The sequence below is a fragment of the Nocardia sp. NPDC005366 genome (genome assembly GCF_040606855.1).
Lineage (GTDB): Bacteria > Actinomycetota > Actinomycetes > Mycobacteriales > Mycobacteriaceae > Nocardia.
In genome coordinates, this window is record NZ_JBEXFQ010000006.1 from 239,858 (window position 1) to 262,574 (window position 22,717).

21 protein-coding genes and 1 pseudogene are annotated in these 22,717 nt (G+C 68.4%); 7 read left to right on the forward strand and 15 right to left on the reverse strand.

From position 1 onward, the window contains the following. Positions 1-48: 48 nt before the first annotated feature. Entirely contained in the window at positions 49-1,305 is a 1,257-nt protein-coding gene (locus ABZS43_RS09860) for an SLC13 family permease (protein ID WP_355035438.1), read from the forward strand. A gap of 44 nt (positions 1,306-1,349) precedes the next feature. On the opposite strand, the gene ABZS43_RS09865 is transcribed toward ABZS43_RS09860, so the two are convergent. The 9 genes from ABZS43_RS09865 to ABZS43_RS09905 all read right to left on the reverse strand — a co-directional run bounded on the left by ABZS43_RS09865 (position 1,350) and on the right by ABZS43_RS09905 (position 8,052). After that, positions 1,350-2,270, reverse strand: a complete 921-nt coding sequence (locus tag ABZS43_RS09865; protein ID WP_355035439.1) for an inositol monophosphatase — start codon at positions 2,268-2,270, stop codon at positions 1,350-1,352. Beyond that, a complete protein-coding gene (locus ABZS43_RS09870) occupies positions 2,249-2,938 on the reverse strand; it encodes a hypothetical protein (protein ID WP_355035440.1) in 690 nt (229 codons plus the stop codon). The genes ABZS43_RS09865 and ABZS43_RS09870 overlap by 22 nt, the downstream gene beginning before the upstream one ends. Next, the gene (locus ABZS43_RS09875) at positions 2,938-3,828 is read right to left on the reverse strand and encodes a hypothetical protein (RefSeq protein WP_355035441.1); all 891 of its coding nucleotides are present in this window, start codon (positions 3,826-3,828) and stop codon (positions 2,938-2,940) included. The genes ABZS43_RS09870 and ABZS43_RS09875 overlap by 1 nt, the downstream gene beginning before the upstream one ends. A 91-nt stretch (positions 3,829-3,919) precedes the next feature. After that, entirely contained in the window at positions 3,920-4,699 is a 780-nt protein-coding gene (locus ABZS43_RS09880; RefSeq protein ID WP_355035442.1) for an enoyl-CoA hydratase/isomerase family protein, read from the reverse strand. An 88-nt stretch (positions 4,700-4,787) separates the two neighbouring features. Further along, positions 4,788-5,333 carry a DUF4334 domain-containing protein gene (locus ABZS43_RS09885; RefSeq protein ID WP_355035443.1) on the reverse strand — a complete coding sequence of 182 codons (546 nt, stop codon included), beginning with the start codon at positions 5,331-5,333 and terminating at the stop codon, positions 4,788-4,790. Between the two features lie 124 nt (positions 5,334-5,457). Continuing rightward, positions 5,458-5,724 (reverse strand): YciI family protein, encoded by a 267-nt coding sequence (locus ABZS43_RS09890; protein WP_355035444.1) that lies wholly within the window; start codon positions 5,722-5,724, stop codon positions 5,458-5,460. Continuing rightward, on the reverse strand, positions 5,721-6,230 hold the full coding sequence (gene nusB, locus ABZS43_RS09895) for a transcription antitermination factor NusB (protein ID WP_355035445.1): 510 nt from the start codon (positions 6,228-6,230) through the stop codon (positions 5,721-5,723). The genes ABZS43_RS09890 and nusB overlap by 4 nt, the downstream gene beginning before the upstream one ends. Before the next feature lie 66 nt (positions 6,231-6,296). Then, complete coding sequence (gene efp / locus ABZS43_RS09900) at positions 6,297-6,860, reverse strand: elongation factor P (RefSeq protein ID WP_355035446.1); 564 nt, start codon at positions 6,858-6,860, stop codon at positions 6,297-6,299. A 64-nt stretch (positions 6,861-6,924) separates the two neighbouring features. Next, complete coding sequence (locus ABZS43_RS09905; protein WP_355035447.1) at positions 6,925-8,052, reverse strand: Xaa-Pro peptidase family protein; 1,128 nt, start codon at positions 8,050-8,052, stop codon at positions 6,925-6,927. Between the two features lie 225 nt (positions 8,053-8,277). Between ABZS43_RS09905 and ABZS43_RS09910 the strand changes: the two genes are divergently transcribed. The 4 genes and pseudogenes from ABZS43_RS09910 (at position 8,278) to aroB (ending at position 12,499) form a co-directional block, all read left to right on the forward strand. Beyond that, positions 8,278-8,709: an A24 family peptidase gene (locus tag ABZS43_RS09910; RefSeq protein WP_355035448.1), complete on the forward strand. Its 432-nt coding sequence runs from the start codon at positions 8,278-8,280 to the stop codon at positions 8,707-8,709. Between the two features lie 136 nt (positions 8,710-8,845). Further along, on the forward strand, positions 8,846-10,054 hold the full coding sequence (gene aroC, locus ABZS43_RS09915; protein WP_355035449.1) for a chorismate synthase: 1,209 nt from the start codon (positions 8,846-8,848) through the stop codon (positions 10,052-10,054). Next, positions 10,051-10,569, forward strand: a pseudogene (locus tag ABZS43_RS09920) (shikimate kinase); the annotation flags it as partial. The gene aroC and the pseudogene ABZS43_RS09920, both read left to right, overlap by 4 nt. 808 nt (positions 10,570-11,377) lie before the next feature. Further along, positions 11,378-12,499, forward strand: a complete 1,122-nt coding sequence (gene aroB, locus ABZS43_RS09925) for a 3-dehydroquinate synthase (RefSeq protein ID WP_355035450.1) — start codon at positions 11,378-11,380, stop codon at positions 12,497-12,499. Positions 12,500-12,573: 74 nt separating this feature from the next. On the opposite strand, the gene ABZS43_RS09930 is transcribed toward aroB, so the two are convergent. The 6 genes from ABZS43_RS09930 to ABZS43_RS09955 all read right to left on the reverse strand — a co-directional run bounded on the left by ABZS43_RS09930 (position 12,574) and on the right by ABZS43_RS09955 (position 20,321). Further along, positions 12,574-13,050, reverse strand: a complete 477-nt coding sequence (locus ABZS43_RS09930; RefSeq protein ID WP_355035451.1) for a B-4DMT family transporter — start codon at positions 13,048-13,050, stop codon at positions 12,574-12,576. Between the two features lie 159 nt (positions 13,051-13,209). Next, positions 13,210-14,028 (reverse strand): shikimate dehydrogenase, encoded by an 819-nt coding sequence (locus tag ABZS43_RS09935; protein WP_355035452.1) that lies wholly within the window; start codon positions 14,026-14,028, stop codon positions 13,210-13,212. A gap of 25 nt (positions 14,029-14,053) precedes the next feature. Continuing rightward, positions 14,054-15,598: an endolytic transglycosylase MltG gene (gene mltG, locus ABZS43_RS09940; protein WP_355035453.1), complete on the reverse strand. Its 1,545-nt coding sequence runs from the start codon at positions 15,596-15,598 to the stop codon at positions 14,054-14,056. Next, positions 15,595-16,167 (reverse strand): Holliday junction resolvase RuvX, encoded by a 573-nt coding sequence (ruvX, locus tag ABZS43_RS09945; protein ID WP_355035518.1) that lies wholly within the window; start codon positions 16,165-16,167, stop codon positions 15,595-15,597. The genes mltG and ruvX overlap by 4 nt, the downstream gene beginning before the upstream one ends. Continuing rightward, positions 16,167-18,830, reverse strand: coding sequence for an alanine--tRNA ligase (gene alaS, locus ABZS43_RS09950; RefSeq protein ID WP_355035454.1), 2,664 nt, complete (start codon positions 18,828-18,830; stop codon positions 16,167-16,169). The genes ruvX and alaS overlap by 1 nt, the downstream gene beginning before the upstream one ends. 129 nt (positions 18,831-18,959) lie before the next feature. Then, positions 18,960-20,321: a replication-associated recombination protein A gene (locus ABZS43_RS09955; protein WP_355035455.1), complete on the reverse strand. Its 1,362-nt coding sequence runs from the start codon at positions 20,319-20,321 to the stop codon at positions 18,960-18,962. Positions 20,322-20,529: 208 nt separating this feature from the next. Between ABZS43_RS09955 and ABZS43_RS09960 the strand changes: the two genes are divergently transcribed. Both ABZS43_RS09960 and ABZS43_RS09965 read left to right on the forward strand, forming a co-directional pair. Beyond that, positions 20,530-22,128, forward strand: coding sequence for an alkaline phosphatase D family protein (locus ABZS43_RS09960; protein ID WP_355035519.1), 1,599 nt, complete (start codon positions 20,530-20,532; stop codon positions 22,126-22,128). Positions 22,129-22,192: 64 nt separating this feature from the next. Continuing rightward, on the forward strand, positions 22,193-22,705 hold the full coding sequence (locus ABZS43_RS09965) for a DinB family protein (RefSeq protein ID WP_355035456.1): 513 nt from the start codon (positions 22,193-22,195) through the stop codon (positions 22,703-22,705). The last annotated feature ends 12 nt before the right edge of the window (positions 22,706-22,717 follow it).

Consider the following 22,717-nt stretch of genomic DNA (forward strand, 5'->3'; position numbering starts at 1 on the left):
GACCGCCCCGAAAATTCAGGCACACAGACGGATTGCGATCATGCACTGGTGCCAGCAGAGGACGGCTCCGCCGCGTCGAATCCACCGACGAGTCCCACGCCCGCGTCCTCACCCGCGCCGCGATTCAGTGTGCTCGACCGGGTTCGGATCGGATTGCTGCTGGTCGGGCTGCTCTGTGTACTGACCGGCCTGCTGCCGCGCGCGGAGGCGGCCGACAATATGCGGCGGATCGGTCCGTTGCTGCTCTTCCTCGGCAGTGTGATCGTGCTGGCCGAACTGACCAGGCAGGCCAAGGTGTTCGATGTGATCGCACACCGACTCGCCATCTTCGGCCGCGGCAACTACCCGGCGCTGTTCGGGCTGTGCGGGCTGTTCGCCTCGGCCACGACCGCACTGCTGAATCTCGACACCACCGCCGTCCTGCTCACCCCCGTCATGCTGGCGCTCGCCGTGCCCGCGCGCATCGCGCCGCTGCCGTTGGCGATGACGACACTGTGGTTGGCGAACACGGCGAGCCTGCTGCTTCCGGTCTCCAATCTCACCAATCTGCTCGCCGCCGACCGGGTCGCACTCGATGCCACCGCATTCGCGGCGACCATGTGGGCGCCGCAACTGGCGTCGGTGGCGGCGACCATGCTGTGCCTGTGGATCTTCTATTGGCGGCGCGGTCGCCGCGCCGCCGACCGCTACGTGACCCCCGAGCCGGTACGTCCCGAGAACGCGCGGCAACGTGCCCTGCTCTACACCACGGCGGGCGCCTGCGCGCTGTTCATTCTGGCCATTCCGGTTCTCGGTGACCGCATCGAGATCGCGGCGACCCTCGCCGCGGCGATCGCCGTCGCGGCCTTCGCGGTTCTGGATCGCTCGGCGCTGACCTGGTCGTTGATCCCTTGGCAACTACTGGTTTTCGTGGTCGGCCTCTTCCTGGTGGTACCGACGATGAGCCGGTTCGGCCTCTCCGATCTGACGCACGCGCTCATCGGCTCCGACCCCGGCGCGGAAGGCGCGTACCGAGCAGCGGGCGCGGGCGCTGCCCTGTCCAATATCGCGAACAACCTGCCCGCCTACACCGCGGGCGAAGCGGTCGTGCCGGTGCAGAACCGAGATCAGCTGCTCGCCCTGCTGATCGGCACGAATGTGGGTCCGATCGTCACGCCGTGGGCGTCGCTGGCGACCCTGCTGTGCCTGGAATTCTGCCGGACACACGGGGTACGCGTACCGATGGCGCGTTTCGTCGGCACGGGTTCGCTCCTGGCGATACTCGCGACGACGAGTGCGGTCGCCGCGCTACTCGTCATCGGCTGAGCACCGCGCGTTCCCCGGTGCGGGAGATCCGGCGTCCGACCGCCTCAGTCCGGCAGCCCGGTGACGGTGACATCGCCCGCCGATTTCACCAGCGCCGCGAGATCACCCACGATCTCCGGACTACCCGCCAGGAAATCGATCTCGCCACCGTTCGGGTCGATCCGGTCGTCGAGGGGCGCGCCTACCCAATCCGTGATCCGGACACCGGCTTCGCGGGCGATGATACTGCCCGCGGGCAGATCGACGAGTCCGGCGCGGTAGCCGACGAAACCGTCGATATCGCCGCGGCTCAACATCATCCAGCACAGCAGCGGTGACCAGAGTTGGATCACCCGGCGCGCATTGGCCTCGAGGGTGATCCGCAGGGCGCGAGCGACGGGATCGGTGCGCGCCACCGGATACCCCTGCAACCAGGCCAGAATGGGTCCGGAGTCGGCGCACGGGGCCTGCGCGCGCGCCAGTCTTCCCCTCGGACCGGTGGCGCCTCGGCCGCGAAGCGCCGACCAGGTGTATCCGGTGGTCGGCTCGTGCACCACCCCGAGAACCGGTGTCCCCAAGTGGCACAACGCGATTCCGATCGAGTACACCGGAAGCCCGACCGCGATGTTGTTGGTGCCGTCGAGCGGATCCACCACCCAGCACCACGTACCGTCGGCACCGTGCAGCAGCCCGGATTCCTCCGCGAGGATGTGATGTTCCGGGAACGCGCGCCGCAACCGTCCGAGAATGATCTCCTCGGCCCGTAGGTCCAGATCGGTCACCAGATCACCAGCGGTGCCCTTGGCTCGCACGGCGACAGCGCCTTCCAGACCCGATCGGATCGCGGCGCCCGCCGCGGTCGCGGCGGCGACCGCCACCTTCGCGGCCGTCCGCAGGACCGCGGCCTCCTGGACCACGGCTTCCATGGCGGCGGCTTCGAGGGCGGCGGCTTCCAGCACCTGATTCATGACGTTGCCCGATCGCATCGTTCCTCCAGGTCTCGCGATGCCGCCTGATCGGCCATCCGGTCGAGCACGAGCTGTGCGGCGTGGACGGATTCCCGCGTGGCGCAGGAAATGCGGTGCACCCAATGATCCTCGGTGGTCAACGTTCCGAGCGACCGATCGGGACAACCGGGCCGGTACTCGCCCAAGACCACGGTGGCGGCCGGGCCCCTGACATCGGAGACATGGAAGACCCCGCGCGGCAGCGTGTAGATCTCGCCGCGGCCGAACACCTGCCTGGAACGAACGCGGTACCCCACCGCACCGGGTGTCGCACGGACCAGATCACCGTCGCTGTCGCTGTGGATCTCGAAGATACGATGGGTCGGCGTCGTTGGCGGTCCGCTCACCTCGATGATCTCGTTCGCCACGGCGCCGTACAGCACCAGGCTGAGCAGATCCCAGCTGTGCGCGTGAATCGGCGAAGTCGTCGGACACGCACGCGCGCCATCGACCCAGACATGGACGCAGATACCGAGGACGCCGTCGCGCCACGCGGGAAAACAGAGAAAGCCCAGGGGATGTCGCACCGCGTCGGCGTCGACGTCGCCCGCGACCACCCCCGCCAGATAGTCACGGACCCAGCCGTACACGCCGAGCCGCGTCGCATCGGAGGTCATCAGCGTCCGCAGGCGGGCGTAGTCGTTCACTAGTACGGATTCCTCGGTTGCAGCGCGCGCCGCACGATATCGGCGACATCGCGGTCGGTGAACGAGGTCGGCAAACCGAGTCCGAGCGCGTCGAACAGCGCACGGGCCTGGTCGACGGTCGGTTCGTCGGCCAGCATCAGATCCTCGCTCCGGCTCAGCGGCACCTGGCGGGTCTGTTTGAAGCTGGCCACCAATTCCCGGCTCAGATCCCGGTAGTAGGGCTTGTCGCGTTCGAACATCAACGCGGGCGTGTTCGGATTGTCCTGTGTGACGATGACGCAGTGGGAGGACAGATCCCAGCGGAAGGTCGTCATCACCGACGACAACCCGACGTCGATGGTGAGAAAGGTGAATCGCTGCCGATACCAGCAGGCCGCGAGCACCGTCGCGTACGCCTCCTTGCGGGTCCGCTCGACGGTCCACCGTTCACCGGTTCGGTCGGCGTCGGGTGTCAGCGAGGAACGGAAATCCGCGTAGGTCTTGCAGAGCGGTTCGTTGCTCGGGTCGAGAATCTCCACCTGCATCCGCAGCGGGCGATGCTCGCGCCTGGCGTTCTCCACGCAGGCGCGCAGCGTCACCGCGCGAAGATAGGTTCCCGTGCCGCCCTTGAAGATCCACTGCTCGGTATCGCGGCGGGCCAGCGTATGCGCGTGCCCGATCTCCGGACCGTACAGCAGCCGCACCGAGGACGCGTCCCTGACGGCCTGCGCCGAGAGATGTCGATCGCGCAGCAAGGTGGTGGCCAGCAGGCCGAGCACGAGCAACACGACCGCGTTCACCGAGTCGACGTCGATCAGGTCCAATACCGCGAGCACGCCGACCGTCAGCGCGAGCACCAGTGCGACGACGCCATCGATATTGTTCCGCATCCAGCCAAGCAGCCGTACCATGCACCGCCCTCCCCTGTCTCTCCACCAGGATAGGTGCAATGCGAGAGGGTCGAGCGGGATAGCCGAGAAGTGCTGTCCCGCAACAGCTTCCTCAGGCGGGCAGGTCCGGTGGCACCCAGCTCGGCTCGCGCTTCTCCATGAAAGCGCGCATACCCTCGCGCGGCTCCGGCGAGGTCTCCAGCGCGGCGAACATCGTCTGGTAGTCGATCAGTCCGTAGCGCTCGTTCAGCATGCGCTTCACCTGCGCTCGCGCCTGCGGGGCCGTCCGCAGCACCTCGCGCGCGGCCTGCAGCGCGGCGGCGCGCAACTCCTCGTGCGGCGCGATCCGGGAGATCACACCGAGGCGCTGCGCTTCGGCGGCATCGAAACGGCGCGCCGACAACAGGAGATCCCGCGCGACCGCGATCCCGACGTGCGCGGGCAGTGCCGCGGCGAAGGTCGCGTCCGGAATTCCGCGCAGCAGTTCCGGCACCCGGAAGGTGGCCCGGTCACTCGCCACCGCGATATCGGCCAGCATCGCGACCAGCAGACCGCCCGCCTGGCAGATGCCGTTCACCGCGGCGATCACCGGCGCGCGGCTGTCCCGGATGGCGAGGAAAGGCAGAATGTCGTGTCCGAGCCCTTCCGGCACCGACTCGCCGGGTTCGGACCGCCCACCCAGGTCGCCGCCCGCGGCGAAGACATCGCCGACCCCGGTGATGATCAGGGCCGCGAGTTGGGGGTCCTTGTTGACCAGGTTGACCGCACGCTTCAGCCCGAAATACATGGCCGGGGTGAAGGCATTGCGTGCCGATGGCCGATCGATGACACACCAACCGATCGACCCCTCGCGCTCGAATCGCAGTCCGGACGCGCCTAGATCGTCTTCCATGCCGCGACAGTACTCCACGCGTCAACCCCGGCAGACGGCGTGGCATCCGCGAGGCGGGGCCGGTTTCAGCGGCGGCCGCGCCCGCGGCTCAGCGACGCAGGATGAAGAAGTACGGTTCGGCCAATCCGCGCATATCCATCACGCCGAACAGGGTGTCGGCGTCGACCTGACGGAAGTGGTCGATGATGGGAAGGTGGTCGTAGATCATCGCCGCACTGACCACGTCGCGGTATTCGACGGCACGCAAGCGGGCCGCGTAGCGGGTGGTGCGCAGGGCGATTCCGGTGTAGCGCAACGACTTCTGGATGGCACGCACCGTGGGAAGCGGCACTTTGCCGGTCAGCGACAGGGGCACCCGGCGCGGATCGACCGCGAAGATCTTTCCCGCGGTATCGGAGAACAGCAGCGGATGGACGGATTCGGCGTCGTCGAACTGTTTGCCGTACCAGCCCGACGCGCCGAGCACGCCGTCGAACGGGTGTCCGGTCCGGATCTCCGAGCCGCGCCAGCGTCCAGTCGCGATATCGGCGACCTTCGCGACGGGCAACCCGTCGAACAGCGCCCACGCCTGCTCGCGCGTGCACCCGTCGGCTTGCAACTGCGCCAGTTCCTCTGTCGCCGAATTCGTTGTCATCCCAGCTCTCCTCACACGGCACTATTGCGAGAACAACTGTAGCTATCTCTCGCACCCGGCTTCCCGCCAGGTCCGGACGGCCCGCTGTGGCCGCGACACCATCCTCGACCTCGAGTACAGGGATTCACGCCGAAACGGCGATCTCCCATTCGTAGACGGTGAGTTCGGAGGAACCGCTGGTGTGCACGGGATCGGTGAAGGCGATCTCCCGTGCGGCATCGAGGCTTTCGGCCAGGATGACGTACGCGCCGCCGGTGCCGTCGGTGAATCGGCCACTCTCGAGCAACTGACCGCGTTCCAGCAATTCGCTCAGGAATCGCCGGTGCGGTTCGATCGTCTCGATGTCGAAATCCGGCGTGCGCATCGCCATGACCAGGTACTTGCTGGTCATGCTTCGGTGCCAGGTCGTGGCGCCCGCGTCGCGGCGGCGGCGGCGCGCACCTGGGGAGCCACCAGCACGACTTGGCCGAGCACACCGTTGACGAACGAAGGGGAGTCGTCGGTGGACAGTTCCTTGGCCAGCTCCACCGCCTCGTCCACCGCGACCACCGGCGGAACATCGTTGGCGTGGAACAACTCCCACACCGCGATGCGCAGAATGGCGCGATCGACGGCGGGCAGCCGGGACAGCGCCCAGTCCTGCAGATAGGACTCGATGGTGCCGTCCACCCGATCCAGGTCGTCGGCGACGCCCTCCACCAGGGTGTGGGTGTAGGCGTGCACGGGCGCGACCGACTGGTCGTGGCTCGCCAGATCGACCCGCTCGGCGAGCAGGTCGGCCACGTCGACATCCCTTGCCTCTGCTTCGAAGAGCAGATCCACGGCGCGACGCCTGGCCTTATGCCGGGCGCCGAGCTTCTTGAAGTTGGACTTCTTCTCTACCGGCTGTTCCGCCACAGTCACCATTATCCCCGCGCGCCGAAGCGGCGATCAGACATGTGGCGATCAGGCATTCGGTGGCGATCAGGCATTGACTCGGCCGAGGTAGCTGCCGTCGCGCGAATCGATGCGCAGCTTGTCGCCGGTGTTGATGAACAGCGGGACCTGCACCTCGGCGCCGGTCTCCAGGGTCGCGGGCTTGGTGCCGCCGGTGGAGCGGTCGCCCTGCAGGCCGATATCGGTGTGCTGGACGACGAGCTCGATCGAGACCGGGAGCTCGACGAACAGGGGGGCGCCCTCGTGCACGGCGACCTGCACGGCCATGTTCTCCAGCAGGAAGCGAGCGCCGTCACCGATGGTGGCCTCGGCGATGGACAGCTGGTCGAAGGTCTCGCCGTCCATGAAGATGTAATCGGTGCCGTCGTGGTACAGGTAGGTCATATCGCGGCGGTCGACGGTGGCCGTCTCCACCTTGACACCCGCGTTGAAGGTCTTGTCGACGACCTTGCCGGACACGACGTTCTTCAGCTTGGTCCGCACAAAGGCGGGGCCCTTACCCGGCTTGACGTGCTGGAATTCGATGATCTGTTGGAGATTTCCGTCGATCTTCAGCACGAGGCCGTTCTTGAAGTCGCTGGTGTCCGCCACTGTCCTCGGATCTCCTCGTTCGTAAGCTTGTTGTCGTCAACACTGTTGTCTCGGGCGACCGACGTCATTCGACGACGGTCAGATCTTTGCTGGTGTGAGTGAGCAGCTCCGGGCCCCCTTCGCGCACCACGAGCGTGTCCTCGATCCGGACCCCGCCGCGGCCGGGAAAGTACACACCTGGTTCGACGGTCACCGCCACGCCAGACAGAAGTGTAGCGGTTCCTGTTTTCGCGATTCCCGGCGCTTCGTGGATCTGTAATCCGACACCGTGCCCGAGACCGTGGACGAACAGCGCGCCGTGGCCCGCCGCCTCGATCACCGCGCGCGAGGCCGCGTCGACGTCGGCGGCCTTCGCTCCCGGCCGCAGGGCCTTGCGTCCGGCCCGCTGCGATTCCTCCACCAGCGCGTATATCTCACGTTGCCAGTCGGTCGGCCGGCCGAGTACGAAGGTGCGCGTCATATCGGAGTGGTAGCCGCCGATGACGGCGCCGAAATCGAGTTTGACGAAATCGCCCGCCGCGAGCACCGCGCCGGTGGGCCGGTGGTGCGGGACGGCGGAATTGGCGCCGGCGGCCACGATCGTCTCGAACGAGATCGCCTCCGCGCCGTGTTCGAACATTGCCCATTCGAGGTCGCGGGCCACCTGTCTCTCGGTGCGGCCGGGACGGAGCCCACCGCGTTCGAGCAGGGTGGCGAGCCCGGCGTCACCGGCGGCGCAGGCCGCCCGCAACTGCTCGACCTCGTAGGCGTCCTTGACCGTGCGCAACTGTTCGACCAGTCCGGGGGTCGCGACGAATTCCAGCCCGGTGCCCTGCTCGATGAAGGCGCGATGCTGATCGACGGTGACGATATGGCTTTCGTAGCCGATCCGGCCCAGCTGCCACTCCCCCGCCAGCGCGACGATCCGGCGTGCGGTCGCCCGGGCGATCTCGGCGCGCAGATCCGGCGCCTGCGCGGCGACCTGGCTGAGATATCTGCCGTCGGTTCCGATGACCGTGCGCTCCTCGGCATTGCGCATATCCCAGGAGTGCACCAGCAGCGTGGCGTTGGACCCGGTGAATCCGGTCAGGTACCTGATGTTCACCAGATCGGTGACCAACAGCGCGTCGACCTCGTTCTCCACCAGCAGACTGCGCAACGCGCCTCGGCGCGCCGCGTAGTCGGGCACCCGACCCGCGCGATCAGCAGACATGCGTCCAAGTTACCGCGACGCGCCCCGGTCGGCTCCTCGCCGGTCGAGACGTATGCGGAACGTATCCTCGCCGCGCCGCGGCCCCTGGATGGGTGCTGGATGGGCCCCGGCGCGCGGGCGCCGAATTCCCTTGGTGCGGAACGCCGCATATCCACATATGCCGAAGCTGTCCACATTCGGCGATTCACACGGCACGGCGGCGGCGATTTCGGCAAGGCTGGAGCCATGTCCCCCACGGCGCTCGCGGCGCTCACCGCTTGGTCCGCGGTCCTCGGCTGGTTCGATCTGCGGCACCGGCGGCTGCCGAATCCGCTGACCGGCGCGGGCGCCGCGGTGATCCTCGGATATGCCGTGGCGACAACACGATTCACCGTCGCGGTAGCCGGAGGGCTGCTCCTGGGAATGGCCTACCTGACGGTTCACGTCCTCGCGCCGGCCGCACTCGGAGCGGGCGATGTGAAACTCGCCGCGGGGCTCGGGGCGGCGAGCGCGATGGGCGGGGCGCAGGCGTGGGTATGGGCGGCCCTCGCCGCGCCCGCGCTGACGGCGCTGGCCGGGGTGGCGGTGCTGGCCGCCCGGCGCGGCGATCACGGCGTGCCGCACGGACCGTCGATGTGCCTGGCGACCTTGGCCGCACTGATCGCGGCGTCGCCGTGAGATCCGGCGGGTCGCGCGGGTTGCGCCCGCGCCCGTGAACCGCGATGAAAGTACTGACCGCGCCACCACTGACGTGCCCTCGATCACGAGCGACCGGATGCGGCCACGTGGGCGCCGACATGGAAGGATATAGAGCGTGCTGCGCTGGATAACTGCTGGAGAATCTCACGGTCCCGCCCTCGTCACCATCCTGGAGGGGATGGTCGCGGGTGTCGAGGTGACATCCGACGATATCTCCGCACAACTGGCCCGCCGTCGGCTCGGGTACGGACGTGGCGCCCGGATGAAATTCGAGGCGGACAAGGTCACCATGGTCGGCGGCGTCCGGCACGGCCGTACCATGGGCGGTCCCGTCGCGATCGAGATCGCCAACTCCGAGTGGCCGAAATGGACGACCGTCATGTCCGCCGATCCGGTGGATCCGGCCGTGCTCGCCGACCTGGCCCGCAACGCGCCGTTGACCAGGCCGCGCCCCGGCCATGCCGATTACTCCGGCATGCTCAAGTACAACTTCGACGATGCCCGCAATGTGCTGGAGCGGGCCAGCGCGCGCGAGACCGCGGCCAGGGTCGCCGCGGGCACCGTCGCCCGTAATTTCCTGCGGCAGGCGTTCGGGGTCGAGGTCGTCTCCCATGTCGTCTCGATCGGCACCGCGGCGAACACCACCGGTATCACCCCGACCGGCGCCGATCTCGCCACCGTCGACGAGAGTCCGGTGCGCGCGTTCGACAAGGACGCCGAGGCCGCGATGATCGCCGAGATCGAAGCGGCCAAGAAGGACGGCGACACCCTCGGTGGCGTGGTCGAGGTGATCGTGGAAGGTCTTCCGGTCGGGCTCGGCTCGTTCATCAGCGGCGCGGACCGCTTGGACTCCCGGCTCGCCGCCGCCCTCATGGGCATTCAGGCGATCAAGGGTGTCGAGGTCGGCGACGGTTTCGAAACCGCGCGGCGGCGCGGCAGCCAGGCCCACGACGAGATGCGGCCGGGACCGGACGGGGTGCTGCGCTCCACCAACCGTGCGGGCGGCCTCGAAGGCGGTATGACCAACGGCGAGGCGCTACGGGTGCGCGCCGCCATGAAACCGATTTCCACGGTGCCGCGCGCACTCGCGACCGTCGACATGACCACCGGCGAGGAAGCCGTCGCCATCCACCAGCGCTCCGATGTGTGCGCGGTGCCCGCCGCAGGTGTGGTGGCCGAGACGATGGTGGCGCTCGTCGTCGCACAGGTCGCGTTGGAGAAGTTCGGCGGGGATTCGCTGACCGAAACCGTCGACAACATCCACAGCTACATCAAGCGGGTCAGCACCCGGCCGCACGTTCCCGCGGACAGTCGGTCGCAATGATCGTCCAGACCGATCCACGTGCCCCGCGCGTGGTGCTGGTCGGGCCGCCGGGTGCGGGAAAGTCGACGATCGGCCGCAAACTCGCCAGGGAACTCGGGGTGGAGCTGTACGACACCGACGCGGGCATCGAGCGCGAGACCGGCCGGACCATCCCCGAGATCTTCGCCACCGACGGCGAACCCGAATTCCGCAAGATCGAGGAGAGGGTGGTGCGCCGCGCTGTCCTCACCGAACGCGGCGTGGTGTCGCTCGGCGGCGGCGCGGTGCTCTCCGAGCACACCAGGGCGTTACTGCGCGGGCGCACCGTGGTCTACCTGGAAATCAGTGTCGCCGAAGGGCTTCGCCGCACCGGTGCGAGTAGTCAGCGCCCCTTGCTCAACGGCGCCGATCCCGGCGCGAAATACCGCGAACTCATGCGCGAGCGCCGCCCCCTCTATCGCGAGGTGGCGACCGTTCGCGTGCGCACCGACGGCCGCAGTCCCGGCCGGGTGGTCCGAATGATCCTGGCCAAACTCGGCATGGAATCGGTCGCGCCGAGCACCGACCCCGAGCCGGAAACCAGCGAGGAAGCCCCGGGCAGCCAGGTCGGCAGGCGGTCGCGCACGCGGCGTCGAGCCCGAGCCCGAGCCGCCGCGCGGCGCAGATCGGCGACCGCCGAGACGACCGAACCGACACCCCGGCGCACCACCGACCCCGCCCCGAGCCAGCGGTCGCGACGCGGCCGCGGCCGTCGATCCGCGAGCACGGCGGCGAAGACCGGCGCGGACGCCGACATCGGCGTGAGCCGAACCGGCGACGCCGCGACCGGCCGGATACCCGAGGCGGGCACGGATCGCGCCGGGGTATCGCCGCCGCGCGGCGGCGATACCGTCTCCGCGAGCCCGACCACGCGACATCGTGCGCGCAAGGCGCATCGCCCGGCCGGTGCACCCGACACCCACGTCACGGCGGGTACCGAAACCTCCGAGTCCGCGCGCTCCATCACTTCCGACCGCGCCCCCGGCACGACATCGGGTGCCGATGCCGGATCGGGCGCCAGCGTCGCCTCGCGCACCGGCGCGCTCCCGGAGACGGACGGCCGTGACCGTGGTGCGGAGCCGAAGCGGGCGACGGGCGATCGCCAGTCCGAGCGGCCTCGCCGCAGGCGCGCGCCCCGCACCCGCCCCCGGGCCGAGAAACAATCGGCCTACACCGAATCGGAGCGTCGCACATGAGCGCGGCGTGGCATCGTGTCCACGCCCTCCCGCCTACCCGGCGTCCGTGGTCCGCCGCGCGAGCGGGAACGGCACCGCGACAATTCGTAACGAGAGAATCGGAGCATTCGTGACACAGCCGAGTCGTATCCAGGTCGAGACCGCCGACCCGTATCCGGTCATCATCGGGCGCGGTCTGCTCGGCGAACTCGTCGAATCGGTGACGGGTGCGACCAAGGGCGTCCGTACGGTCGCGATCTTCCATCAGCCGCCGTTGACCGAGACCGCGGAAGCGGTGCGCAAGGCGTTGGCCGACACCGGGATCGACGCGCACCGGGTGGAGATCCCGGACGCCGAGGCGGGTAAGGATCTGGCCGTCGCGGGCTTCTGCTGGGAGGTGCTCGGCCGGATCGGCCTGACGCGCAACGATGTCGTGGTGAGCCTCGGCGGCGGCGCGGCCACCGACCTGGCCGGATTCGTCGCCGCCACCTGGATGCGGGGGGTGCGGATCGTGCATGTGCCGACAACCCTGCTGGCGATGGTCGACGCCGCTGTCGGCGGTAAGACCGGCATCAATACCGAGGCCGGTAAGAACCTGGTCGGCAGTTTCCACGAGCCTGCGGCCGTCCTGGTCGATCTGGCGACCCTCGAGACGGTGCCCCGCAACGAGATCGTCGCGGGCATGGCCGAGATCATCAAGGCCGGATTCATCGCCGACCCGGTCATTCTGGACCTGGTGGAACGCGATCCAGAGGCGGCCATCGACCCGACCGGCACGGTGCTGCCGGAACTGATCCGCCGCGCGATCCAGGTCAAGGCCGATGTGGTCGCCGCGGATCTCAAGGAAGCCAGCCTCCGCGAAATCCTCAACTACGGCCATACGCTCGCCCACGCCATCGAACGCCGTGAGCGCTACCGGTGGCGGCACGGCGCGGCGGTCTCGGTCGGGCTGGTCTTCGCGGCCGAATTGGGGCGGCTCGCCGGTCGTCTCGATGACGCCACCGCCGATCGACATCGGGCAGTGCTGGCCTCGGTGGGGCTGCCGGTCTCCTACGACGCCGATGCGCTGCCCCAGTTGCTCGACGCGATGCAGACCGATAAGAAGACCCGTTCCGGTGTGCTGCGATTCGTCGTTCTCGACGGTCTGGCCAAACCGGGCCGTTTGGAGGGCCCGGATCCGACCCTGCTGGCCGCCGCCTATTCGGCCATCGCCCGCGAGGAGAGCCCGAGCGGCGGTGCCGTCCTGCTGTAGCACTCGCGTCCTACGCGTCTCATACGACGAGGGGCGCACTCCCGAGGAGTGCGCCCCTCGTCGTCGGGTGCCGGTCAGACCGCGGAGGCGACGGGATGGTCCGCGGAATGATGTGTCGCCGATTTCTCTTCCCGGCGTCCGGCCAGCATTCGGCCGATGCCGACGCCGATCAGCGCGGGGATGAAGATCAGCAGGATGATGAAGGACGCGCCTGCGGTCACCTCGAAGAGCAGGCCGTTGTCACCGAGGTCGATCCTGGGGAACCAGTCGAGGATCCAGGACACCAGACCGCTGCCGATACCGCCCGCGACCGCCGCCTGCAACCACCGGATGGTCAGATCGGCGCCGCGTTCGGGATCGGGATTTTCCAGGCGATCGGCGCGACCGTCGAAAACGCCCCAGGCCACGATGACAGCCAGCAGCGCGAACAGGCACAAGATCCGCATCGTGCTCCCGTGCGTCGGCCAGTACACCATCGCGAACCCCAGCGCGGTGCGCAGGCCGACAACCAGCACACCGAGCGCGAAAGCCCGCAGAACCCAAGCAGTCATGGCAACCACCATAACGCCCTGCTCCCCGGATCAGAACTAGAACAGGTATCAGAAAATCGGTCACGGGGGCACTGAAGTCGTCCGGCCGCCGCGGAATCCACCAGCGACCGGTCGAACCGGGTCGGGGCGATCGGAGCGCGTGATCGCCCGACGCGACGATCAATCCTCCAGCGCCGCGGCCATTTCCGCGCGCGGCGCCGGCCGCCCGGTGAACTGTTCGACCTGGCCGTACGCCTGGAACAGCAACATCTGCAAACCGCTGACCACGGTATGCCCCGCCCGCGCGACGGCCACCGCGAGCGGAGTCGGCCACGGGTTGTATATCGCGTCGAGCACCACGGGTGCGTGCGCTACCGAGGCCGCGATGATCGCCGCCGCCTCCGAGGGAATCGTGCTGACCACCGCGTCGGCCTCCGCGCAGACGGCCTGCACGGTATGGGTGTCGAATCCGGCCACGGTGACCGACATGCCGAGTCGTTCGGCCAGTTCCGCCGCACCGCGCGCCCGTCCGGGGTCGCGGGCGAAGACGGTGACCGATTTCGCGCCGAGGTCCGACAGCCCGAGCAACGCCGGACGTGCGGTGCCGCCGGCGCCGAGGACAGCCGCGCTGGTCAGTGCCGTGACGCCACCCTCGCGCAGCGCACCGACCACGCCGTCCACGTCGGTGCAGTCGGCCCGCCAGCCGTCGGCAGTGCGGACCAGTGTGTTGGCGGAGCCGACCAGTACCGCGCGCTCGGTACGCTCGTTCGCGTACGCGAGCGCCGCCTCCTTGCCGGGCATGGTGACCGACAACCCGACCCATTCCGGTCCGAGCCCGTCGACCAGGCCGGGCAACTGCTCGGCCGAGCATTCGATGCGCTCGTAGGTCCACGGCAGGCCGAGGGCGCGGTAGGCCGCGAGATGTAATTGCGGAGAGCGCGAATGCGCGATGGGCTTGCCGAGCACCGCGGCCTTGCGGGCCGCTGCCCGCCCGCTCACCCCGGCACCGGAACCAGCGCCCGCTTCATCGCCCACTGTCGAGAATTCCGCTCTGCTCGGCCTTTTCGATATTGCGCAGATGCTCAGCGTAGCTCTGAGTGAACAATGTGGTGCCCTTCATGTCGATGGTCACGAAGTACAGCCACGGACCCGGCTCAGGATTCTCCATGGCGCGCAGAGCGTTCAGCGACGGCGCGGCGATCGGTGTGGCGGGCAGCCCGGTCATCGCGTAGGTGTTCCACGGTGTGCGGGTGGCGCGGTCGGAGTCGGTGGTGGCGACCTCGGTCCGGTCCAGCGCGTAGTTGACCGTGGAGTCGAATTCGAGTTGCTGACCTACCTCCAGCCGGTTCACGATCACCCGCGCCACCTTCGGCATATCCTGCGGCAGCGCCTCGCGCTCGACGAGGGAGGCCGCGATCAGCGTCTGATACGGCGACAGTTGCGTCGTCGCCCCAGACTGGAGCAGCCCGGTCGACTCGTAACTCGCGGCGCTCGCGCTGACGAGCTGTTTCAGGATCTGCTGCGGCGTCGCGCTCGGGTCGAAATCCCACGTGCCCGCCGCGATCAGGCCCTCCAGCTGCCTGGTGCGATCCGGGACCGCCTTCACCGAGGATTGCGCCCAGCTCGGGACGCCGAGCGCCGCCAGGTCGGGGTCGGCGCCCGCGGTGGCGAGCTGTTCGTAGGTGACGCATTTCTTCTCGGCGGCGGATCCGATGCAACTGGCGGCGGCGATCTTGGTGTAGATCCCCTCCTTACGCGCGCCGGTGTTGACGTCGTGCTGGTCGTGCAGCAGCCTGCCCTCCGAGACCACCACATTGCCGACCCGCGAATCCTTGCCGAGCAGCGCGATCACCGCGTCCGCGGCCGAGAGTTTGCTGGGGATCGCGTAGAACCCCGGCTGCACCGAACTCATGCTGGGGGTGCGGACCGCCGCTTCGAAGAAGGCGGCGCCGCTCTTGACAACGTCCTTGTCGACCATCGACGTGGCGATCTGCTTGGCGGTGTCGCCCGGATGCACCTGCACGACCACCAGCGGTCCCGGGGCGCCCGCGTAATCCTCCGGTATGGCCATCGAGTCGGCGAATTTCTTGGCGGCGAAGCCGACCGCGCCGACGAGCAACGCGACCAAGCACGCCCCGATGATCCAGATGGTCCGGCGACGCTTCTTGCGTTCCTCGGCCTTGCGCGCCGCCGCCCGCGAGCGCTTACCGCGCTGGGAACCGGAACGTCGCGGCTGGGGACGCCGCTCGGAACGGCTCCGCGGCGCACTCTCGGGCCTGCCGACGCGCGCGGTCCGCGCTCTCGGCGGCGGCGCGGGCTCCGGTTCGTCGTCCTCGTCCTCGAAATCATCGTCGTCGTACAGTGGCGGGCCGTCGTACAACGGCTCTTCGTCGGTGTAACGGGGGATGACGGTGGTGTCGTCCTCATCGTCGTCCCAGTCGTCGGCATCGTCCGGGGGTTCGCCGCCTCCCCGGCTGTCGCGACCCCAGGCTCGGTCGTCTCGCCGATAACGCCGATCGGCCTCGCGCTCGCGGTAGCGTTCCTCGGCCCGCGCCCATCGATCCGTCATGCGTCGTCTCCGAACGACGCGTCACGCACCGGCGCCTCTTCGACCGACTTCAACACCGCACTCCGTTCGTCCAACCATCCTTGCAGGATCGACACGGCCGCCGCCTGATCGATCACCTGCCGCTGGCCACGCGCGCGAACACCACTGTCCCGCAATGCACGTGCAGCTGACACGGTAGTCAAACGTTCGTCGGAAAGCCTGATCGGCACGGGGTCAATTTTTTTCCGCAAATGTTCCGCGAACGCGATAGCGAGGTCGGCTGCCGTCCCCTTCTCCCCGCGCAATGTCCTCGGCAGGCCGACAATGACCTCGACTGCCTCGTATTCCCGCACAATTTCGGCAATTCTGTCGATATCCGCGGGGGAACGAGCGCCGCGCACTTTCTTCGCGCGCGGCACGGTCTCGACCGGGGTGGCGAGGACACCGTCGGGATCGCTGGAGGCGACGCCGATCCGGACGCTGCCGACATCGATGGCGATGCGCCGACCCCGCCCGGGGTCGGCCGCCGGATCGGGGCGGTCCGCACCGCGCGGACCACCCGAATTCTCGGAACTTTCCGGGTCGCCCATCAACCGGCCAGTTCAGCCACCCGGGCGCGGACCGCGGCCAGACCCGCCGCGATACCCGACGGATCGGAGCCGGCGCCCTGCGCCATCTCCGGTTTGCCACCGCCGCGGCCCGCGATACTCGGGCCGAAGCTCGCGACGAGATCTCCGGCCTTGACGCCGGCGTTCTGCGCGCCCTTGTTCACCGTCACCACGAACGGCACCTTGCCGTCGGCATGGCCGAGCAGGACCACGACGGCGGGTTCGCTACCGAACCGGCCGCGGATATCGGTGGCGAGCGTGCGCAGATCGCCCGCCTGCACGCCTTCGGGAGCCGCGACGGCCACCAGCAGTACCGAGCCGACACGCTCGGCCTGGTCGACGAAGGACGCGGCCGAGGAGAGCACGGCGGCCATCTTGGTCCGCTCCAGTTCCTTCTCCGCTACCTTCAGCCGCTCCACCAGCTGCTCGACGCGCGCGGGCACCTCGTCGGAGGGCACTTTGAGCGAGGACGCGACGCCTGCCAGCAGCGCGCGTTCCTTCGCCAGGTACTTGTAGGAATCCAGACCGACGAACGCCTCGATGCGGCGGATACCGGAACCGACAGAGGATTCACCGAGCACGGTGATCGGTCCGATCTGCGAGGAGTGCCGCACATGCGTACCGCCGCACAGTTCCATCGAGAACGGTCCGCCGATCTCGACGACACGGACCTCGTCGCCGTAGTTCTCGCCGAACAGCGCGAGCGCGCCCATCTGCTTGGCCTTGGGCAGGTCGGTGACGAAGGTGTTCACCGGGAAATCCGCGCCGACCGCGTCGTTGGACACCGCTTCGATATCGGCCTTCTGCCGCTCGGAGAGCTGGCCCTGCCAGTTGAAGTCGAATCGCAGGTAGCCGGGTTTGTTCAGCGATCCGGCCTGGACGGCGTTCGGGCCGAGTACCTGACGCAGGGCCGCGTGCACCATATGGGTGCCGGAATGGCCCTGGGTGGCTCCGCTGCGCCACGCCGGATCGGCCTGGGCGAGCACGACATCGCCCTCGGTGATCTGTCCCTGCTCGACCGTCGACTTGTGCACCCACAACTTCTTGGCGATCTTCTGCACGTCGTTGACGCGCAACTTCACCCCCGAGGCGGTGATGGCGCCGCGATCGGCGATCTGGCCGCCGGATTCGGCGTAGAGCGGGCTGCGATCGAGGATCACCTCGACGTCCTGCCCGGCCGTGGCGACCGGAACCCGCACGCCGTCGGTGATGAGGGCGAGCACGTGAGCTTCGGAGGTGAGTTCCTCGAAACCGGTGAACTCGGTGGCTCCGCGATCGACGAGTTCCTTGTAGACCGACAGGTCCGCGTGCGCGTGCTTGCGGGCCTGGGCGTCCTCCTTGGCGCGCTTGCGCTGCTCGGCCATGAGCGAACGGAAACCGTCCTCGTCCACCGAAAGTCCGGCCTCGGACGCCATTTCCAGGGTGAGGTCGATCGGGAAACCGTAGGTGTCGTGCAGGGTGAAGGCATCCGAACCGGCGATCGTCTTGCCGCCCTTGGCCTTCACCGCGGACGCGGTGTTGTCGAAGAGGGTGGAGCCGGTGTTCAGCGTCTTCAGGAACGCCGTCTCCTCACCCACCGCGACGGTTTCGACGCGGCGGAAATCGGTGGCGAGCTCCGGGTAGGACGGCGCCATCAGATCGCTGACGACCTTCATGAATTCGGCCATCACCGGCTTTTCCGCGCCGAGCAGCCGGGCCGAGCGCACGATGCGGCGCAGCAGACGGCGCAGCACGTAACCGCGGCCGTCGTTGCCGGGGTTGACGCCGTCGGCGATCAACATCGCCGCGGTGCGCCCATGGTCGGCGATCACGCGGAAGCGCACGTCGTCCTCGTGCTGGACACCGTAGGAGCGGCCGGTCAGCTCCTCGGCCTTATCGATGATCGGGCGGAGCAGGTCGGTCTCGTAGACGTTCTCCACGCCCTGCAACAGGAAAGCGACGCGCTCGACACCCATACCGGTATCGATATTCTTCTTCGGCAGCGGGCCGAGGATTTCGAAATCGTCCTTGCCGGTGCCCTGGCCGCGCTCGTTCTGCATGAAGACGAGGTTCCAGATTTCGAGGTAGCGATCCTCGTCGGCCTCGGGACCGCCCTCGACGCCGTATTCCGGGCCACGGTCGAAGTAGATCTCCGAACAGGGACCGCACGGGCCGGGGATGCCCATGGACCAGTAGTTGTCGGCCATGCCGCGGCGCTGGATGCGCTCGGAAGGCACGCCCATCTCCAGCCACATCCGCTCGGCCTCGTCATCGTCGAGGTAGACGGTGACCCAGAGCCGTTCGGGATCGAAGCCGTAGCCGCCGTTCTCGACGCTGTCGGTCAGCAGCGACCAGGCCAGTGCAATGGCCTCGCGCTTGAAGTAGTCGCCGAAGGCGAAGTTGCCCGCCATCTGGAAGAAGGTGAGGTGACGGGTGGTGATGCCGACGTTCTCGATATCGAGGGTGCGCACGCATTTCTGCACGCTGGTCGCGGTAGCGTACGGCGGGGTTTGCTGACCGAGGAAATACGGCACGAACTGCACCATGCCCGCGTTGACGAACAGCAGGTTGGGGTCGGCCAGGATCAGGGAGGCACTGGGCACCTCGGTGTGGCCGGCACGGACGAAATGGTCCAGGAATCGCCGTCGGATCTCGTGGGTCTGCACAGATATCCAGCCTACCGGTGCCGTGCACGCGGTTTTTCATCGCCCGCACGGAACCGGACACCGACGCCCGCGTGCGGCTCCGGCCGCCGGGCCGAACCCCAGCCGCTCGCATCGATGTCGCCGCCGCGGCTATCCGCCGCGAACGATGCGGCGCAATTTCTGCACGCGCGGGCCGATTTCACGTTCGTGACCGTGGTCGGTCGGGGTATAGTAATCCGCGCCGACCAATTCGTCGGGCGGATACTGCTGGGGCAGCACGCCATCCGGATCGTCGTGCGGATATCTGTATCCCTTGGCATTGCCGAGCGCCGCCGCGCCCGCGTAGTGACCGTCACGCAGGTGGGCGGGGACAAGACCCGCCATGCCCGCCGAGATATCGGCCATGGCGGCGCCGAGGGCGGCGGGCACCGCGCCGGATTTCGGGGCGGTGGCGAGGTGGATCGTGGCGTGGGTCAGTGTGAGCTGCGCCTCGGGCATACCGATGAGCTGGACGACCTGCGCGGCGGCGACCGCGGTCTGCAACGCGGTGGGATCGGCCATACCGATGTCCTCGCTCGCCGAGATGACCAGGCGGCGCGCGAGAAAACGGGGATCCTCGCCCGCGCTGAGCATCCGTGCCAGATAGTGCAGCGCCGCGTCGACGTCGGAGCCGCGAATCGATTTGATGAACGCGCTCACCACGTCGTAGTGCTGGTCACCCGCGCGGTCGTAGCGGACGGCGGCCTTGTCCACGCTCGCCTCGACCAACTCCACATCGACGGCGCCGTCGAGCGAGGATTCCGCGGACGCCTCCAGCGCGGTCAGGGCGCGCCGCGCGTCACCGCCCGCGATGCGCACGAGGTGATCGAGCGCCGCGTCGGTCACGGTGTAGGCGCCGCCGAAACCGCGCGGATCGTCGATCGCGCGGCGCAGCACCACTCGGATATCGGACTCGGTCAGCGAGTGCAGTCGCAGCACCAGCGAACGCGACAGCAACGGCGATACCACCGAGAACGACGGATTCTCCGTGGTCGCGCCGACCAGCAGCACGATCCGGTTCTCCACCGCGGCCAGCAGCGCGTCCTGCTGGGTTTTGGAGAAACGATGGACCTCGTCGATGAACAGCACCGTGCGCTCGCCCGCCGTGAGCCGTCGCCGTGCCAGATCGATGACCGCGCGCACCTCCTTGACCCCCGCCGACAACGCCGACAACGCCTCGAAGCGGCGGCCGGTGGCGTGTGAGATCAGCGAAGCGAGCGTGGTCTTCCCGGTACCGGGCGGGCCGTACAGCAGGACCGACGCCGCACCGGACCCTTCGATGAGCCGTCGCAGCGGCGAGCCGGGGCCGAGCAGATGCTGCTGCCCGACCACCTCGTCCAGCGATTCCGGGCGCATGCGCACCGCCAGCGGCGCGGCGGTGCCGGGGCCACGGAAATAGTCCACACCACCGTCGCGCTGCGCATCCGACTCCGAGCCCGCGTGCCCCGGCACGTCGAAGAGCCCATCGCTCATGCTCGCGCCTCACCCCGGCGCGCAGCCGACGCAGGGCGGCACCCGAATCGCTCGCTCATGAATTCGACCGTACCGCCCGGGTACGACACCGGGCGCGGCACGCTGTCCGACTTGCCCCCGCCCCGCGAATCGACTGTGATCATTGTCCGTGGCCGAAAACGATGCCGTTTCAAGTCCCGCTCTCCTGGGCCCCCTCGCTCGTCGCACCATGCTGAAGGGCGGAGCAGCCGCGACAGCGCTACTCGCCACCGGCACCGCGCGCGCCGCGACTCCGGTTTTCGCCCACGGCGTCGCCTCGGGCGATCCGCTGCCCACCGGTGTCGTCATCTGGACCCGCGTCACCGTCTCCCCCGACGCGACGCCCGGTTCCGGCACGGGCTCGCCGGCCACCGTGCGGTGGGAAGTCGCCGGCGACGCGACCTTCACGACCGTCGCGGCATCCGGAACCGCCACGGCTGCTTCGGATTCCGATCACACCGTGAAGGTCGACGTCACCGGTCTCGCGCCGGGCGGCAGCTACTACTACCGTTTCACCGCACTCGGTGAGACCTCCCCCGTCGGACACACCCGCACCGCTCCCGCACCCGCGGACTCCCCCGAACGTCTCCGCTTCGGCGTCGTCTCGTGCGCGAACTGGGAGGCGGGGTATTTCGGCGCGTACCGCCATCTGGCCGCCCGCGACGATCTCGACGCCATCGTTCACCTCGGCGACTACATCTACGAATACGGTCGCGGCGAATACGGCGGCAGAGCCGGAGCCGTCCGACCGCACGATCCCGCCCACGAGATCGTGACGTTGGCCGACTATCGCATCAGGCACGCCCAGTACAAGACCGACCCCGACCTCGCCGCCCTGCACGTGCGACTGCCCTTCATCTGCACCTGGGACGACCACGAATCCGCCGACAACTCCTGGTCCGGCGGTTCGAGTAAGCACGATCCCGCGGTGAACGGCGAGTGGAGCGACCGCCGCGCCGCCTCGGCGCGCGCCTACCTCGAATGGATGCCGGTGCGCGCCAACGGTTCCGGCGATCAGGCGAAGATCTACCGCCGCCTGCGATTCGGCACGCTCGCGGAACTGTCGATGCTGGATCTGCGCAGCTACCGAGATCGCGAGGCCAAAGCCGTGACCGGCTGGCGTGAGATCGACGATCCGGCCCGCACCATCACCGGAAAGGCTCAGATGGATTGGCTCACCGCGGGCTTGGCTTCGGCTCCGGTGCAGTGGAAGCTGGTGGGCAATTCGGTGATGATCGCGCCGCTGGTCTTCCCGCCGCTTGAACCCGCTGCCACCGAGGCTTTCACCCGCGTGATGGGCCTGCCTCAGGCGGGTATTCCGGTCAACGCCGACCAGTGGGACGGATACACCGCGGACCGCGCGACGCTGTTCGGCACCCTTGTGGACCGGCAGATCGCCGACGTGGTGTTCCTGACCGGCGATATCCATTCCTCCTGGGCCGCCGACCTGCCGATCGACGCCGCGAATTATCCGGGCGGCCCCACCGTCGGCGCGGAATTCGTGGTTCCGTCCGTCACCTCCTCCAGTATCGGCGAGTTGTTGAAGGCCCCGCCGCGCACGGCCGCGGTGCCCATCGAGGCGGCGGTCGCGGGCGTCAACCACCACCTGCGTTACGTCGAAGTGGAATCGCACGGCTACGGCGTCCTCGACGTCACCACCGAGCGAGCCCAGATGGACTGGTTCTACCTCGCCGACGTCGAAGACCCGAATACCGCTGTGCGCCACGGTGTTTCGTTCGCGGTCCGCTCCGGCGGCCGGGTGGAGCCGTGTTCGGGACCGCTGCACTGAGGATCGCCGCACTGACGATCGACGGCCCGGGAATAACGCCGCGTCGCTGCCGCTTGGTCTCGGTATGACGAGTGCTGACTTGCTGAGCGACGCCTTCGGCCGAGTCCGGGAGAATGTGCACGGAGCGGTCGAGGGCATGACCCAGGACGAACTGGCCGCCAGGGTCGAACCCGGTGCGAACTCCATCGCCTGGCTCATCTGGCATCTGACCAGGGTGCAGGACGATCACATCGCCGACGTGGCCGGGCTCGAACAGGTGTGGACCGCGGCAGGCTGGGCGAAACGCTTCGACCTGCCGTTCCCCGACGCGGAGACCGGCTACGGGCAGGGGCCGACGGAGGTCGACCGGGTGGGCGCGGTGAGCGCGGAGCTACTTCTCGGCTACTTCGACGCGGTGCACGCGCAAACGATCGACTATGTCGCCGGGCTGACCGACGCCGACCTGCCCCGCGTCGTCGACACCAGGTGGGATCCGCCGGTCACCCTCGGTGTCCGGCTCGTCAGCGTCATCGATGACGATATCCAGCATTCCGGACAGGCCGCGTTCATACGCGGCGTACTCCTGCGCCGCCGCTGAACGCGGCCGTTT

Excerpts from the sequence above, each read along its gene's own strand:
- ABZS43_RS09965 (WP_355035456.1), top strand. The coding sequence starts at position 22,193 with ATGACGAGTGCTGACTTGCTGAGCGACGCCTTCGGCCGAGTCCGGGAG.
- ABZS43_RS09885 (WP_355035443.1), bottom strand. The coding sequence starts at position 5,333 with ATGACAACGAATTCGGCGACAGAGGAACTGGCGCAGTTGCAAGCCGAC.
- ABZS43_RS09910 (WP_355035448.1), top strand. The coding sequence starts at position 8,278 with ATGTCCCCCACGGCGCTCGCGGCGCTCACCGCTTGGTCCGCGGTCCTC.
- mltG (WP_355035453.1), bottom strand. The coding sequence starts at position 15,598 with ATGACGGATCGATGGGCGCGGGCCGAGGAACGCTACCGCGAGCGCGAG.
- ABZS43_RS09955 (WP_355035455.1), bottom strand. The coding sequence starts at position 20,321 with ATGAGCGATGGGCTCTTCGACGTGCCGGGGCACGCGGGCTCGGAGTCG.
- ABZS43_RS09960 (WP_355035519.1), top strand. The coding sequence starts at position 20,530 with ATGCTGAAGGGCGGAGCAGCCGCGACAGCGCTACTCGCCACCGGCACC.
- ABZS43_RS09865 (WP_355035439.1), bottom strand. The coding sequence starts at position 2,270 with ATGCGATCGGGCAACGTCATGAATCAGGTGCTGGAAGCCGCCGCCCTC.
- ABZS43_RS09875 (WP_355035441.1), bottom strand. The coding sequence starts at position 3,828 with ATGGTACGGCTGCTTGGCTGGATGCGGAACAATATCGATGGCGTCGTC.
- ABZS43_RS09880 (WP_355035442.1), bottom strand. The coding sequence starts at position 4,699 with ATGGAAGACGATCTAGGCGCGTCCGGACTGCGATTCGAGCGCGAGGGG.
- ABZS43_RS09905 (WP_355035447.1), bottom strand. The coding sequence starts at position 8,052 with ATGTCTGCTGATCGCGCGGGTCGGGTGCCCGACTACGCGGCGCGCCGA.
- ruvX (WP_355035518.1), bottom strand. The coding sequence starts at position 16,167 with ATGGGCGACCCGGAAAGTTCCGAGAATTCGGGTGGTCCGCGCGGTGCG.
- ABZS43_RS09930 (WP_355035451.1), bottom strand. The coding sequence starts at position 13,050 with ATGACTGCTTGGGTTCTGCGGGCTTTCGCGCTCGGTGTGCTGGTTGTC.
- ABZS43_RS09890 (WP_355035444.1), bottom strand. The coding sequence starts at position 5,724 with ATGACCAGCAAGTACCTGGTCATGGCGATGCGCACGCCGGATTTCGAC.